The organism is Flavobacterium sp. CF136 (assembly GCF_000282055.1).
Lineage (GTDB): Bacteria > Bacteroidota > Bacteroidia > Flavobacteriales > Flavobacteriaceae > Flavobacterium.
The window spans coordinates 79269-92651 of sequence record NZ_AKJZ01000009.1 but is presented as its reverse complement, the minus strand read 5'-3'; the positions used below and the strand labels follow the sequence as shown (position 1 = coordinate 92651).

The following is a 13383-nucleotide window of genomic DNA, read 5'->3' as shown; positions in this document are numbered from 1 at the left end:
AAATGATTCCTTTTTTACAATTAGTTTTATTTTTGGAAAATTGAAAAAGGCTTTCATTACGAAAGCCTTTTTTATTTTTAGTGTTTCAAAAATTCTTTCGGAGTACTTTCCAAATACATTTCTTTTCCAAAACGACGCATTGATTTTGAATCTGTAAAATAAGGCAATATTAGTCCTTCATCATTTTGTATTCTTTTTGCCGTTGCGCCTGTAATTTTTGAAATTGCAAGATTCAACAAAGGTTCAGATGCATCACCTAATACTCCATAAGTATCAATATATTCCTGTTGTATATAATTTGGTACTAACCCTTGTGTATAATCTCCAAAATCAGCAGCATTTGTAATTTTGAAAACTAAAGGCTGCATGGCATATTTATGAGTCGGGTTTACATTTGTTTTTGTTAAAGATTCTGAATCATAAACCGTAAATGACCCAACATTCTTCCCTACTGTAGTTTCACCTATCTGAATCACATTAACATATGGCTTTAAACCATTAATAATGATTTCACTTGCTGATGCTGTATTGCCAGTTGTAATAACATAAACTGTAGTCAAATTTAAACTATTAACTGCAGTCCCATCAAAAATGTTTACAAATCTTTCATTTAAAGATTCCAGATCTTCAGTCGTTAAATCCTTCATCAGTTTAGCATTATATTGTCTTTTAGAAAATATTTGCCCAGTAAACTGTCCGGTAATCATACTAGCCAATCGGGTTGAAGACCTAACTGATCCTCCTCCGTTATAACGTAAATCCAAAATGAAATCAGTAACACCTGCTGTTTTTAATTGTCCAAAAGCCTGATTTAAATCATCATCATAATCTGCATAAAAGCCATTATACATTAGGTATCCAATTTTATGACTTCCGGAAGTTATTGTTTTATTGATTAAAATTGGATTTTCTTCTAAAGTAGTTTTAGTAAGTGCTACTGACTTACCATTTAAAACAAATGAGCTTCCATTATAAGTGGCTAAATTCAGCGTATAACTATCTGAATTTAAAAGTAAAGCTTCATAATTTGAAACCGTAAGCGGTGTTCCATTCACGCTCGTAAACAAATCTCCACGTTTAATATCTTTACCTGAAGCATCAGAATTAGGAATTATGTAACGTATATATCCAACTAAATTATTCGATCCTGAAGCTTGCCTGCTCAGTCTAAAATCAATACCACTATTTTTTGTAATTCCGTTTAATTCCTGTTCCAAAACAGTATAGTCATCTACAATCCAGCTAAAACGATCAATTGCATCTCCATTAGGATATTTACTTTCCGGTTTATTCAGTAAATCTTCAAATAAATCTTCCGGTTTTGAATATCCTTTCAAAAAAGAATCCAATGCATCCTGATTTGCAAAACGATCATCGGCTAAATTAGGCACATCTGCCTGCCATAAATAAACTTCATTCAATCCTCTCCAGATAAAATTATTTATTTGCAAATTCGGTGAGGTAGCAACATCATCTTTGTCATCACAAGATTGTAAACTAAATGCCGCTAAAAATAATAAAACCAGGCTTCTTGATATTCTTTTCATAAAATGTAAGTTTCCAAATAGATTAACGTAAAAATAGTATCTTTAGTTTTAACAGGAATCAGTTTTTCGCTTTTTTTAATAAAAATTTTCAAACTTAATTGTAACAAAAATAATAGTGCCTCGTCTTGACTATATAAGCTAACGAAATAATCTTTGCTTTATGAATCAAATTGTGTTTATAGAATTAATAAATCCTTTTAAAGACAAAGTTTTTCGTCTGGCAAAAAGATTACTGACCAGTACCGAAGAAGCAGAAGATGCAACTCAGGAAGTAATAGTCAAATTATGGAACAAGAAAGAAAATCTGGATACCTATAATAATGTTGAAGCACTTGCTATGACAATGACCAAAAATTATTGTCTGGACCAGTTAAAATCCAAAAGAGCAGGAAATCTTCAAATCGTACATAACAATTTTACAGACAGGGAACCTCAATTAGATAAAAAATTAGAAGATACGGATAGTTTACAATGGGTAGAAAAAATAATGAATCAGCTTCCGGAACAACAACAAATATTAATTCAGCTGCGCGATGTTGAACAATATGAATTTGATGAAATTGCAAAAATTGTCAACATGAATGAAACTGCTATTCGGGTAGCACTTTCCAGAGCGAGAAAAAAAATACGGGAATCAATGATTAATACACACGGTTATGGAATTATATAAAATAGAAAACATATTAGAAAAATACTTTCAGGGAGAAACTTCTATTGCTGAAGAAAATGAATTAAAAGACTACTTTTCTTCATCAAATGTTGCGCAGCATTTGGAGCAATATCAGCCAATTTTTGGTTACTTCTCTCAGGTAAAAGAACAAAAATCGACGCAGGAACTCGAGAGCCTGGCTCGAACAGGTGAAGCAATTCCACTACAAACTAAAAAACGAAATGTAGCGTGGTTATCAATTGCGGCATCTGCTGTTGTTTTACTAGGAATCGGAACCTATTTTTATATTAGCGAAAATACAACTCCAATTGTAGCGCAATCAGAATTAGGAACCTATGACAATCCTGAAAAAGCCCTTGCCGAAACGCAAAAAGCTTTGGCCTTATTGTCTAATAATGTAAATGTAGGTATAGAAAGTGTACAATACATTAAAGAATACGAACAATCAAAAAACAAAATTTTTAAACAGTAATTAAAACGTAATTAAAATGAAAAATTTCATTATAACACTAGTTTTCGCCTTTGCTACCCATGCATTTTATGCACAAGGAGCTTTTGACAAATTTGATGGTCAGGACGACGTAACATCAGTCATTGTAAACAAAAAAATGTTTGACATAATGAGTAAGGTAAAAGTTGACCCTTCTGACAAGGAAACACAACAATACATGAATCTTATCAAAAAACTGGACAATTTAAAAGTCTTTACCACAAAAAACGCAAAAGTTGAAGCTGATATGAAACTTTCTGCTGATAAATACATTAACAGTGCCAATTTAGAAGAATTGATGCGTATTAATGATGGTGGAAAAAATGTAAAAATATACGTTAAATCAGGAGCCAGCGATACTAAAATAAAAGAGTTATTTATGTTTATTGATGGAGCAAAAAATGACGATACTGTTTTATTATCTTTAACAGGAAACTTTGATTTAAATGAAATTGCAGTCCTGACAGATAAAATGAAACTTCCCGGCGGCACAGATCTTAAAAAAGCCTCAAAAGGTAAAAAATAAGATGAAAGCCAGTATTTTCACTTCAGCCCTTTTAGCATTATTAACTTTAATAAGTTGTAATTCTGAACCATCATTGCAAAAATATTTTGTAGAAAACACAGATAATAAAGATTTTATCGCTCTCGACATTTCTCCTAATATTTTGAATTTAGATAACGCAAAATTATCGACAGAACAAAACGAAGCTTTAAAATCATTCGACAAAATGAATGTTTTAGCCTTTAAAGCCAATGCCAAAAATCAGGCACAATTTGAAACTGAAAGAGCTAAAGTGAAAGCTATTCTAAAAAATCCAAAATATCAGGAATTAATGAAATTTGGTTCAGGTAAAGATGGAGCATCAATAAGTTATGTTGGTACCGACGAAAACATCGAAGAGTTTGTGGTTTTTGCCAACAGAAAAGAAAATGGTTTTGCAGTTGTGCGGGTTTTAGGAAAAAACATGAATCCTAACAACATTATGACTTTAATGTCTGTTTTACAAAAATCCAAAATCGACATGGAACAGCTCAAACCGCTGCAACAATTAATTAAATAACAATCTTACTTTAAAAACAAAAAAGCCTCAATATTGAGGCTTTTTTTGTCACTGAATTTAAAGAGATTTTTCTTTATAATTTTTGTCTGATAATTTTGCTATGAATATAATTTAAGTAAATTTGGTAAAAATCAACCATCAATAAATTCAACTTGAAAAAAACATTCAAAATTCTTCTAAAATCAATCTTGCTCTTCTTAGGATTTATTTTATTATACGTCCTATCAGCTTACACACTTTCAAAAATTACAGTTGATAAAGAAACCGACACAAAACCGGAAGTTGAAATTTTTATTCTGACAAATGGCGTTCATACAGATATTGTAATGCCAACCAAAAACGATCAGATAGACTGGAGCAAACAAGTTCAATTTAAAAACACAAAATCTGCAGACTCAACATATAAATATATTGCTATGGGTTGGGGTGATAAAGGTTTTTATTTAGAAACACCAAATTGGTCTGATCTAAAAGCTTCTGTTGCGCTTAAAGCTGCAACTGGTTTAAGTACAACAGCTATCCACACAACTTATTATAAACAAATGAGACTGGGCGATGATTGCAAATCAATAATGATCAGCAAAGCACAATACAGCCGTTTGATTAACTATATCAATAATAGCTTTCAAAAAGAGACTTCTGGCAATTTTTTGCCTATAAAAACGGATGCCAATTATGGTAAAACGGATGCTTTTTACGAAGCAAACGGAAGCTACAGCCTCTTTCAGACCTGTAATACCTGGGCTAATAGCGGTTAAAAGCCAGTGGTCAGAAATGTTGTTTCTGGACAGCTACAGATTCCGGATTTTTTTCGAAATACAAATAAAATTAATATAAAACATGGTACAAAAAACGTCGAATGCCTTTATTGCGGCATCTTGGGTAGCTCTTGGAGCTGGAACAATCGGATTTATAGTTGGGCTTGCCAGAGCTGAAATGTTACTAAACGAAAAAGGATATTATTTTACTGTTTTAATGTTTGGTCTTTTTGCTGTAGTCTCATTACAAAAAAGCGTTAGAGACAGATTAGAAAACCTTCCAGTAACAGATATATATTATGGTATTTGCTGGTTCGGAACCCTTTTATCAATTGTATTATTAACCGTTGGGCTTTGGAATGCTACTATTTTACCGAGCGAAAAAGGCTTTTATGCTTTTGCATTTTTATTAGCGTTGTTTGGTGCTATTTCGGTTCAAAAAAATACAAGAGATAATATGTCTTTTAGTCAAAACGAGTAAAAATTACAAAGATTTAACAAAATTACTTAAAGCAAGCTCCATAATCTGGAGCTTTTTTTATATCAGAATTTTATTTATTATACTTCCTTTTTAAGGCAACTTAAATAAAAACCCTAAAATTTTAATTTTTTAGTAAAAATAAAAAATGGAGATATATTTTCTTATAAAAAATAAGGCTTCACAAAGGAAAAATATATCTTTGAATTAATCTAAAAATCAAATACATGAAAAAAATTTTACTCTTTGCCTTATTATCAACATTTAGCGTTAATGCACAAACTATTACTAATTATGTAACGGGATTAGGCGTTCCAACAGGAATTGCATTTGATGGTTCAGGAAACTTATATGTTGCAGATTATAATGCCTATAAAGTAACTAAAATTACTCCAAGCCTTACGCAAACTACTTTTATTAGCACACTAAGCGCTTCCCCACAACAGATTGCTTTTGATGCCAGTGGAAATCTTTGGATAGCAGGATCCGGTAATTTCGGTAACGAAATTGCAAAAGCAACAGCAGCCGGAGTTCTAACTTCTTATACTGCTACAAACAGTCCTTATGGAATTGCTATTGATGCCGCTGGAAATGTATATTATTCAGAAGTTGATTCTGGAGATATTAAAAAAAGAAGTACAGCCGGAGTGACTACTACTTTTGCAACTGGTTTTACTACGCCTAATGGCTTAGCTTTTGATCCATCAGGTAATTTAATTGTGGCTGACAAACTTGATGGTGCAATTAAAAAAATAACTCCTGCAGGAGTTATAAGTACTCTAATTTCGGGTATGGCCAATCCAACTAATGTAGTTTATGCACCAAATGGGGATTTATATATTTCAACAGGATCTCAAAGTAGAATTTTTCGTTTTCCAGCCGGAGGTGTAGATGGTGATCAAGTTCAATTTGTTAGTTTTGGTTATCCTAATTATGATACGGCTGGGCAAATGGCAATTTATAATGGAGCATTATACGTTAGCACAGGTTCCAGCTCAAAAAAAATAATTAAAATAACTGATCCTGTTTTAGGATTAGAAGACATAAACAGTCCTGTAAATAATAAACTTGTAGTCTATCCTAATCCTGCAACTGATTATTTATATATCGAAAATAATAACGGTAATTTAGAAACAGTTGCGTTATTTGATATTGCAGGAAGATTAGTTAAGAATTTCAAATCATCAGATATCAAAGACAATAAAATTATTTTACCGAATTTAACTGCTGGAAATTATATTTTAAAAGTTAATAATGTATCTAAAAAGATAATCGTAAAATAAACATTGAAATTATTTCAAACGAAAAAAGCCTCAAATTTTAAAATTTGAGGCTTTTTTATATCTGAATTTGAATACTATTTACTCAAATACATTTTTCTTCTGGAATACAATTCGTAGAATTGATCGTCTTTTAAGTCATCAATAAATAAGATACTTTCTCCGGTTGATTTCATCTCAGGTCCTAATGCTTTGTTTACATTTTGGAATTTACTGAAAGAGAAAACCGGCTGCTTGATCGCATATCCTTTTAATTGTGGATTAAAGTCGAAGTCTGTTACTTTATTGTGTCCTAACATTACTTTTGTAGCATAGTTTACATAAGGCTCACCGTATGCTTTTGCAATAAACGGAACCGTACGAGACGCTCTAGGATTTGCTTCAATGATATAAACTGTATCGTCTTTTATCGCAAACTGAATATTGATCAGACCTACCGTTTTTAAAGCTTTAGCAATTTTTACGGTGTGGTCTTTTATCTGTTGCATTACGAATTCACCCAAGTTAAACGGAGGCAAGGTTGCATTACTGTCTCCGGAGTGAACTCCGCAAGGTTCGATGTGTTCCATAATTCCGATGATATACACATTTTCACCATCACAGATTGCATCAGCCTCAGCTTCGATTGCTCCAGCTAAATAATGGTCTAATAGTAATTTATTCCCCGGAATAGATTTCAATAAATTGATAACGTGTTCCTCTAACTCTTTTTTATTGATTACGATTTTCATCCCCTGACCTCCTAATACATAAGAAGGACGAATCAATAATGGGAAGTCCAAAGTATCTGCAAGCGCAGAAGCTTCATCAGCTGTTTCCGCAATTCCAAATTGTGGGAAAGGAATATGCAATTCAGTCAATAAATCTGAGAAACGACCTCTGTCTTCGGCTAAATCAAGTGCATCAAAACTGGTTCCGATGATTTTTACACCATATTTAGATAATTTTTCAGCTAATTTCAAAGCTGTCTGACCACCTAACTGCACAATTACACCTTCCGGTTTTTCATGCTGAATAATGTCGTAAATATGTTCCCAAAAAACTGGTTCGAAGTATAATTTATCAGCTGTATCAAAATCAGTCGAAACTGTTTCCGGATTACAGTTGATCATAATCGTTTCATAACCACATTCTTTTGCTGCCAAAACTCCGTGTACACAAGAATAATCAAACTCAATTCCTTGCCCAATTCTGTTTGGTCCGGAACCTAAAACGATGATTTTCTTTTTATCAGTCACAATGCTTTCGTTATCTACATAACGCTCGCCGTTTGCTTTTTCGATCTCAGCTTCAAAAGTTGAATAGTAATAAGGTGTTTGTGCTTTAAACTCAGCAGCACAAGTATCAACCAGTTTAAACACACGGTTGATGTTTTTTTCCATACGCAAAGTATGTACTTCGCTTTCCAAACAATTTACCATGTGAGCGATTTGTCTGTCTGCAAAACCTTTTTGTTTTGCTTCAAGTAAAAGTTCTTTTGGCAGATTAGATACTTTATAGTTTGAAATTTCTTTTTCTAAAGTATAAAGTTCTTCGTATTGTTTTAAGAACCACATATCTATTTTTGTGATTTCATGAATGCGGCTCAACGGAATTCCCATTGCAATCGCATCATAAATTACAAAAACACGATCCCAGCTTGCAAAAGTCAGTTTCTCGATAATTTGTTCGTAGTTCGTATATCCTTTTCCATCAGCACCTAAACCATTTCTTTTGATTTCCAATGATTGTGTAGCTTTGTGTAATGCTTCCTGAAACGAACGTCCAATCCCCATTACTTCACCAACAGATTTCATCTGAAGCCCTAAAGTTCTGTCAGCACCTTCAAATTTATCAAAGTTCCAACGTGGTATTTTTACAATTACATAATCCAATGTCGGTTCAAAAAGAGCTGAAGTGGATTTTGTAATTTGGTTTTGCAATTCATCTAAGTTGTATCCTAAAGCCAGTTTAGAAGCAATTTTTGCAATCGGATACCCAGTCGCTTTTGATGCTAAAGCAGAAGAACGAGATACACGAGGATTAATTTCGATAGCCACGATATCTTCTTTTTCGTCTGGAGAAACTGCGAATTGTACATTACAACCTCCTGCAAAGTTTCCGATACTACGCATCATAAGGATTGCGTAATCACGTAATTTTTGGAAAGTAGTATCAGATAAAGTCATCGCCGGAGCAACCGTAATCGAATCTCCGGTATGAATTCCCATTGGATCCATATTTTCGATCGAACAGATAATTACAACGTTATCATTTTTATCTCTTAAAAGTTCTAACTCATATTCTTTCCAACCTAATAAAGCTTTGTCAATCAATACTTCATGTATTGGCGACATTTCTAAACCGTAGGTTAGTTTTTCGTCAAATTCTTCTTTGCTGTGAACAAAAGCCGCTCCGGTTCCACCAAGTGTAAACGAAGGACGAATTACTAATGGAAACCCAAATTCCTGAGCAATTTCTTTACCTTCAAGGAAAGAAGTAGCTGTTTTTGCCGGTGCAGTTGGTACATTTATTTTTTGAAGCAATTGTTTAAACTGCTCTCTGTCTTCTGTAATATTGATAGCATTTACGTCAACACCTATTAATCGTACTCCAAAGTCCTGCCAGATTCCTTTTTCATCCGCTTCCAGACACAAGTTCAAAGCCGTTTGTCCACCCATTGTAGGTAAAACAGCATCAATTTGTGGATGTTCCTTCAGAATTTCAATAATCGATTTTGTAGTTAAAGGTTTCAAATAAACATGATCGGCCATAGTTGGGTCGGTCATGATTGTCGCTGGATTCGAGTTGATCAGGATAACTTCAATTCCTTCTTCACGAATAGAACGTGCAGATTGAGATCCTGCATAATCAAATTCACAAGCTTGACCAATAACGATAGGGCCTGAACCTATTATTAAAACCGATTTTATTGATGTGTCTTTAGGCATTTTTATTGTATTGTGTAGTTATATATTTTTTAAATCTGCAGTAGTTTGTTAAAAACCAGAATTTTAACCCTTTTTTTACTGACAAGGTATAAAAAAAGGCGATACTAAAAAAAGTAACGCCTTATTTATGTTTATAGAAACATTATTTTTTGTGTCTAGGTTCGCTAGAAACAGTCAATTTATGTCTTCCTTTTGCTCTTCTACGCGCTAGAACTTTTCTTCCATTCGCAGACTCCATTCTGTCCATAAATCCGTGCTTATTTCTTCTTTTTCTTTTCGATGGTTGAAACGTTCTTTTGCTCATTGCTTTGTATCTTTAAAATGGTATCTAATATCTCTTTTCTGTTTTTGAATATCGTTATTCTAAAACCGAGTGCAAATATACAAAGACTTTTTTTTCTGGCAAGTACTTTAATAAAAATATTTTTAATTCATTTTACTATATTTGCAGTCACAAATATACACCTATTATGTTTCATAAAAATATTAAACTTATTTTAGCCGGACTTCTTGTAGTCGCTGGCATTTGGCAATTTACAGAAAGTAATATCGGGAATGGAATTTTCCTTATTTTGCTGACTGCAATTCCAATTTTTCTTTACTTTAAAAACGAATTTATCCTTTTGGCTTTCCTTAAATTAAGAAAACAAGACTTTGAAGGCGCAAAAAAATGGCTGGCATACATTAAAAATCCTGAAACTGCATTAGTAAGAAAGCAACAGGGATACTTTAATTACTTACACGGAATCATGTTATCTCAGACTAACATCAATCAGGCTGAGAAACATTTCAAGAAAGCAATCGAACTTGGTTTATCTATGGATATGGATTTAGCCGTAGCGAAATTAAACCTTGCCGGAGTTGCCATGTCACGCAGAAGAAAACTGGAAGCAACTAATTTACTGAACGAAGCAAAGAAATTAGACAAACAAGGAATGCTGAAAGAGCAAATCACGATGATGAAAGATCAAATGAAGAAAATCTAAAATTTTCTAAAATTTCAATATTTTAAATCCCAAATTCCAATTAGGCATTTGGGATTTTTTTTATCATTGCGAGGAACGATATTGGAATTTCATAAAAATTTATTCCTCTAAAATAATCGAAGGCAAATTCTCATTCAGCCATTTATATTTATTCAGGATCATAATATGTGTTCCTCCTTTTACAACAATACAACTGTTGATGTATTTTATCGGAAAAACATCATCTTTATCTCCGTGAATATGGATTACTTTTTCATCAATTTCATTTCTGTCCCAAAGAATTACTGATTCAACAGCCCATTGTAAATATCTTAAATCGCGGACTGACAGGAATTTTTCGTATAACTGAATACGCTTATTTATTTTTTCGCCAAACGAAAACTTCGCCAGCTTTTCAACATTCAATAAAATCTGCATTGGGATCAACTTGTAAGCTTTTGTAGATTTTCCGATTTTCATCCTTCTTGGAAATTCAAGATTGCTTCTTACGCTCGAAATAATAATTACTTTTCTCGCATTAATATGTCTTGCCATCTCCTGAACTAAAATTCCGCCAAATGAAACCCCAATTAAAACAGGATTTTGATGTTTTATATTTTTAGTCATGCGAAGCGCATAATCTGATAATGATTCTTTATCAAGGGGAATCTCCCATTCCAGCAAACACATTTCAAAAATCGATTCATCTAAATCAATTCTTTCAAAAATAGATGAACTTGCAGCCAGACCTGGCATAAAATATACAGGAATTTTACTCATTTGATAAATAGTCAGATTTCAATTTCATGCTAAAATTACTTTTTTTACCAATATACATAGCAAATCTTACATCTTAATTATATTTAAAAACAAATAAAATTACAAAAAGATTGGCTGAATAATAATTTCATATTGAAAATCAAATAATTACCTTTGTAAACCAAATAATTCATATCTAAACATTTTAAGAAGAAGTTTTGAAAAATTGTTACCCCTCATCTATTATTACCTACTTAAAACATGACAAATTATGGAATCTATCGAAACTATTATGGAAATCAAAGACAACACTTTTGCAAGACAATTTGAAACCATAGTCCCTGAAGGATTACTTTCTGTTGAATATTCATTTCAGGAAAAGAAAATTTTCTTAACTAAAATCAATACTCCTGAAGGTTTTGAAAATCAAGCATTAATTGATGCATTACTTAAAAACATCATGGAAGTTGTCATCGAAAAGAAATTCAAATTGATGCCTATTCATCCGAAAATTGTATTATTTATTAAAAAAAACCCGAAGTATAAAGAATTGCTTCCTCCCGGAATTCGGATTTAGGATTTTACACGTAAAGAAAAAGAGCTGTCCGAAAATTTTCCGGACAGCTCTTTTTTTATTTCAAATCAAGAAAATTACTTCTCGATTTCTCTCATAGAATCCATTTTTTTGTGCGCTAAGAAACCTGCAACATCTTCAAAATGTTCTTTCACACGTTTGTTTCCGAATTCAAAAACCTTAGTCGCTAATCCGTCAAGGAAATCACGATCGTGAGAAACCAGGATTAAAGTTCCGTCAAAATCACGCAAAGCATCTTTAATAATATCTTTGGTTTTCATATCAAGGTGATTCGAAGGCTCATCCAAAATCAATAAATTAACTGGCTCCAACAATAATTTTATCATTGCCAAACGTGTTTTTTCACCACCAGAAAGCACTTTTACTTTCTTTGTAATATCATCACCATGGAACATAAACGCTCCCAAAATATTTTTGATCTGCGTACGAATATCTCCAACCGCAATAGCGTCGATAGTTTCAAAAATAGTAGCATTTTCATCCAACAAAGAAGCCTGGTTTTGAGCAAAATATCCAATTTGTGAATTATGACCAATATCAACACTTCCTTCATCGATACCAATTTCTTTCATAATGGCTTTAATCATCGTCGATTTTCCTTCACCATTTTTACCAACAAAAGCTACTTTTTGTCCTCTTTCGATCACAATATTAGCATCTTTGAAAACCACATGATCTCCATACGACTTAGATAAATCTTTTACCACAACAGGATATTGTCCTGAACGTGCCGCTGGCGGAAACTTTAATTTTAATGCTGAGTTATCCACTTCATCAACCTGAACAATAACCAATTTTTCCAACATTTTAACACGCGACTGAACTGCATCTGTTTTAGAAAATGTTCCTTTAAAACGATCTATAAAAGCTCTGTTGTCAGCGATCATTTTTTGTTGCTCATCATATGCTTTTTGCTGATGCACACGACGGTCTTTTCTTAATTCTAAATAATGAGAGTATTTCGCCTTATAATCGTAGATTCTTCCCATTGTAACTTCAATGGTACGGTTTGTAATATTATCGACGAACGCTCTGTCATGCGAAATTACCACAACCGCCTTTGCAGAAGTCAGTAAAAACTCTTCTAACCATTGGATACTTTCGATATCCATGTGGTTGGTTGGCTCATCCAGCAAAATCAAATCAGGTTTTTGCAATAAAATTTTCGCCAATTCGATACGCATTCTCCATCCTCCTGAAAATTCAGAAGTCTGACGTGAAAAATCTTCACGTTCAAAACCTAAACCTATTAAGATTTTCTCAACTTCCGCTTCATAATTTACTTCTTCAATCGCATAATATTTTTCACTTAAGTCAGAAACTCTTTCGATCAGTTTCATATACCCATCACTTTCATAATCCGTACGAACGGTTAATTGTTCGTTGATTTCATCAATTTCGGCTTTCATTTTAAAAACTTCGCCAAAAGCTTTTGATGCTTCTTCCATTACAGTCGAACCATCTTTAGTCAATAAATGCTGAGGCAAGTAAGCCACAACAGCATCTTTTGGAGTCGAAATACTTCCGGTAGAAGGTTTGCTTTGACCAGCAATTATTTTTAGAAGTGTCGATTTTCCCGCACCATTTTTACCCATAAGGGCAATTTTATCATTTTCATTGATAGCAAAAGAAACATCGCTAAATAATGTAGTTCCACCAAACTGAACTGAAATATCGTTAACTGTAATCATTTAGATTTTTAGATTTTAGACTGCTTTGATTATTAGATTTCTCAGCTAGTATTTTTTTGAAAGCGCAAAGATAGATTAATTAGATAATTAGGCAATTAGAAAATGTGCCAATTTGATAATTAGACAATTCTAAAAGGCAACTACAACAAAAAAAGC

The 13383-nt window shown here is 32.9% G+C and carries 14 protein-coding genes; 9 read left to right on the top strand and 5 right to left on the bottom strand.

Annotation, left to right across the window (positions count from 1 at the left end):
* Nucleotides 1-77: 77 nt before the first annotated feature.
* Nucleotides 78-1547 carry a S41 family peptidase gene (locus PMI10_RS03535; protein WP_007804556.1) on the bottom strand — a complete coding sequence of 490 codons (1470 nt, stop codon included), beginning with the start codon at nucleotides 1545-1547 and terminating at the stop codon, nucleotides 78-80.
* A gap of 160 nt (nucleotides 1548-1707) precedes the next feature.
* Between PMI10_RS03535 and PMI10_RS03530 the strand changes: the two genes are divergently transcribed.
* The 7 genes from PMI10_RS03530 to PMI10_RS03500 all read left to right on the top strand — a co-directional run bounded on the left by PMI10_RS03530 (nucleotide 1708) and on the right by PMI10_RS03500 (nucleotide 6290).
* Nucleotides 1708-2217: an RNA polymerase sigma factor gene (locus PMI10_RS03530; protein WP_007804553.1), complete on the top strand. Its 510-nt coding sequence runs from the start codon at nucleotides 1708-1710 to the stop codon at nucleotides 2215-2217.
* Nucleotides 2204-2689 carry a hypothetical protein gene (locus PMI10_RS03525; protein ID WP_007804551.1) on the top strand — a complete coding sequence of 162 codons (486 nt, stop codon included), beginning with the start codon at nucleotides 2204-2206 and terminating at the stop codon, nucleotides 2687-2689. Before PMI10_RS03530 ends, PMI10_RS03525 begins: the two co-directional genes overlap by 14 nt.
* Nucleotides 2690-2705: 16 nt before the next feature.
* On the top strand, nucleotides 2706-3233 hold the full coding sequence (locus tag PMI10_RS03520) for a DUF4252 domain-containing protein (protein ID WP_007804549.1): 528 nt from the start codon (nucleotides 2706-2708) through the stop codon (nucleotides 3231-3233).
* Between the two features lies 1 nt (nucleotide 3234).
* Nucleotides 3235-3771, top strand: coding sequence for a DUF4252 domain-containing protein (locus PMI10_RS03515; protein ID WP_007804547.1), 537 nt, complete (start codon nucleotides 3235-3237; stop codon nucleotides 3769-3771).
* Nucleotides 3772-3923: 152 nt separating this feature from the next.
* Nucleotides 3924-4529 carry a TIGR02117 family protein gene (locus PMI10_RS03510; protein ID WP_369792091.1) on the top strand — a complete coding sequence of 202 codons (606 nt, stop codon included), beginning with the start codon at nucleotides 3924-3926 and terminating at the stop codon, nucleotides 4527-4529.
* An 82-nt stretch (nucleotides 4530-4611) separates the two neighbouring features.
* Nucleotides 4612-5010: an inner membrane protein YiaA gene (gene yiaA / locus PMI10_RS03505; RefSeq protein WP_007804543.1), complete on the top strand. Its 399-nt coding sequence runs from the start codon at nucleotides 4612-4614 to the stop codon at nucleotides 5008-5010.
* 224 nt (nucleotides 5011-5234) lie between these two features.
* Nucleotides 5235-6290, top strand: coding sequence for a virginiamycin B lyase family protein (locus PMI10_RS03500; RefSeq protein WP_007804540.1), 1056 nt, complete (start codon nucleotides 5235-5237; stop codon nucleotides 6288-6290).
* 74 nt (nucleotides 6291-6364) lie between these two features.
* On the opposite strand, the gene carB is transcribed toward PMI10_RS03500, so the two are convergent.
* Together carB and rpmH are read right to left on the bottom strand one after the other, a co-directional pair.
* Nucleotides 6365-9217, bottom strand: coding sequence for a carbamoyl-phosphate synthase large subunit (carB, locus tag PMI10_RS03495; RefSeq protein ID WP_007804538.1), 2853 nt, complete (start codon nucleotides 9215-9217; stop codon nucleotides 6365-6367).
* A 142-nt stretch (nucleotides 9218-9359) separates the two neighbouring features.
* A complete protein-coding gene (gene rpmH / locus PMI10_RS21825) occupies nucleotides 9360-9521 on the bottom strand; it encodes a 50S ribosomal protein L34 (protein WP_007804536.1) in 162 nt (53 codons plus the stop codon).
* Nucleotides 9522-9687: 166 nt separating this feature from the next.
* Between rpmH and PMI10_RS03490 the strand changes: the two genes are divergently transcribed.
* Complete coding sequence (locus PMI10_RS03490; RefSeq protein WP_007804534.1) at nucleotides 9688-10203, top strand: hypothetical protein; 516 nt, start codon at nucleotides 9688-9690, stop codon at nucleotides 10201-10203.
* Nucleotides 10204-10302: 99 nt separating this feature from the next.
* Here the strand turns inward: PMI10_RS03490 and PMI10_RS03485 are convergent, their stop codons facing one another.
* Nucleotides 10303-10962 (bottom strand): alpha/beta hydrolase, encoded by a 660-nt coding sequence (locus tag PMI10_RS03485; RefSeq protein WP_035631293.1) that lies wholly within the window; start codon nucleotides 10960-10962, stop codon nucleotides 10303-10305.
* A 271-nt stretch (nucleotides 10963-11233) separates the two neighbouring features.
* Here PMI10_RS03485 and PMI10_RS03480 point away from each other — a divergent pair, with 271 nt between their 5' ends.
* The gene (locus PMI10_RS03480) at nucleotides 11234-11518 is read left to right on the top strand and encodes a GNAT family N-acetyltransferase (RefSeq protein ID WP_035631317.1); all 285 of its coding nucleotides are present in this window, start codon (nucleotides 11234-11236) and stop codon (nucleotides 11516-11518) included.
* Nucleotides 11519-11592: 74 nt separating this feature from the next.
* Here the strand turns inward: PMI10_RS03480 and PMI10_RS03475 are convergent, their stop codons facing one another.
* The gene (locus tag PMI10_RS03475; protein ID WP_007804528.1) at nucleotides 11593-13227 is read right to left on the bottom strand and encodes an ABC-F family ATP-binding cassette domain-containing protein; all 1635 of its coding nucleotides are present in this window, start codon (nucleotides 13225-13227) and stop codon (nucleotides 11593-11595) included.
* Nucleotides 13228-13383 lie beyond the last annotated feature (156 nt).

What these genes read in the sequence shown, in the direction of transcription:
- carB (WP_007804538.1), bottom strand. Translation starts at nt 9,217, where the DNA reads ATGCCTAAAGACACATCAATAAAATCGGTTTTAATAATAGGTTCAGGC.
- PMI10_RS03530 (WP_007804553.1), top strand. Translation starts at nt 1,708, where the DNA reads ATGAATCAAATTGTGTTTATAGAATTAATAAATCCTTTTAAAGACAAA.
- PMI10_RS03515 (WP_007804547.1), top strand. Translation starts at nt 3,235, where the DNA reads ATGAAAGCCAGTATTTTCACTTCAGCCCTTTTAGCATTATTAACTTTA.
- PMI10_RS03500 (WP_007804540.1), top strand. Translation starts at nt 5,235, where the DNA reads ATGAAAAAAATTTTACTCTTTGCCTTATTATCAACATTTAGCGTTAAT.
- rpmH (WP_007804536.1), bottom strand. Translation starts at nt 9,521, where the DNA reads ATGAGCAAAAGAACGTTTCAACCATCGAAAAGAAAAAGAAGAAATAAG.
- PMI10_RS03525 (WP_007804551.1), top strand. Translation starts at nt 2,204, where the DNA reads ATGGAATTATATAAAATAGAAAACATATTAGAAAAATACTTTCAGGGA.
- yiaA (WP_007804543.1), top strand. Translation starts at nt 4,612, where the DNA reads ATGGTACAAAAAACGTCGAATGCCTTTATTGCGGCATCTTGGGTAGCT.
- PMI10_RS03480 (WP_035631317.1), top strand. Translation starts at nt 11,234, where the DNA reads ATGGAAATCAAAGACAACACTTTTGCAAGACAATTTGAAACCATAGTC.
- PMI10_RS03520 (WP_007804549.1), top strand. Translation starts at nt 2,706, where the DNA reads ATGAAAAATTTCATTATAACACTAGTTTTCGCCTTTGCTACCCATGCA.
- PMI10_RS03485 (WP_035631293.1), bottom strand. Translation starts at nt 10,962, where the DNA reads ATGAGTAAAATTCCTGTATATTTTATGCCAGGTCTGGCTGCAAGTTCA.
- PMI10_RS03490 (WP_007804534.1), top strand. Translation starts at nt 9,688, where the DNA reads ATGTTTCATAAAAATATTAAACTTATTTTAGCCGGACTTCTTGTAGTC.
- PMI10_RS03535 (WP_007804556.1), bottom strand. Translation starts at nt 1,547, where the DNA reads ATGAAAAGAATATCAAGAAGCCTGGTTTTATTATTTTTAGCGGCATTT.
- PMI10_RS03475 (WP_007804528.1), bottom strand. Translation starts at nt 13,227, where the DNA reads ATGATTACAGTTAACGATATTTCAGTTCAGTTTGGTGGAACTACATTA.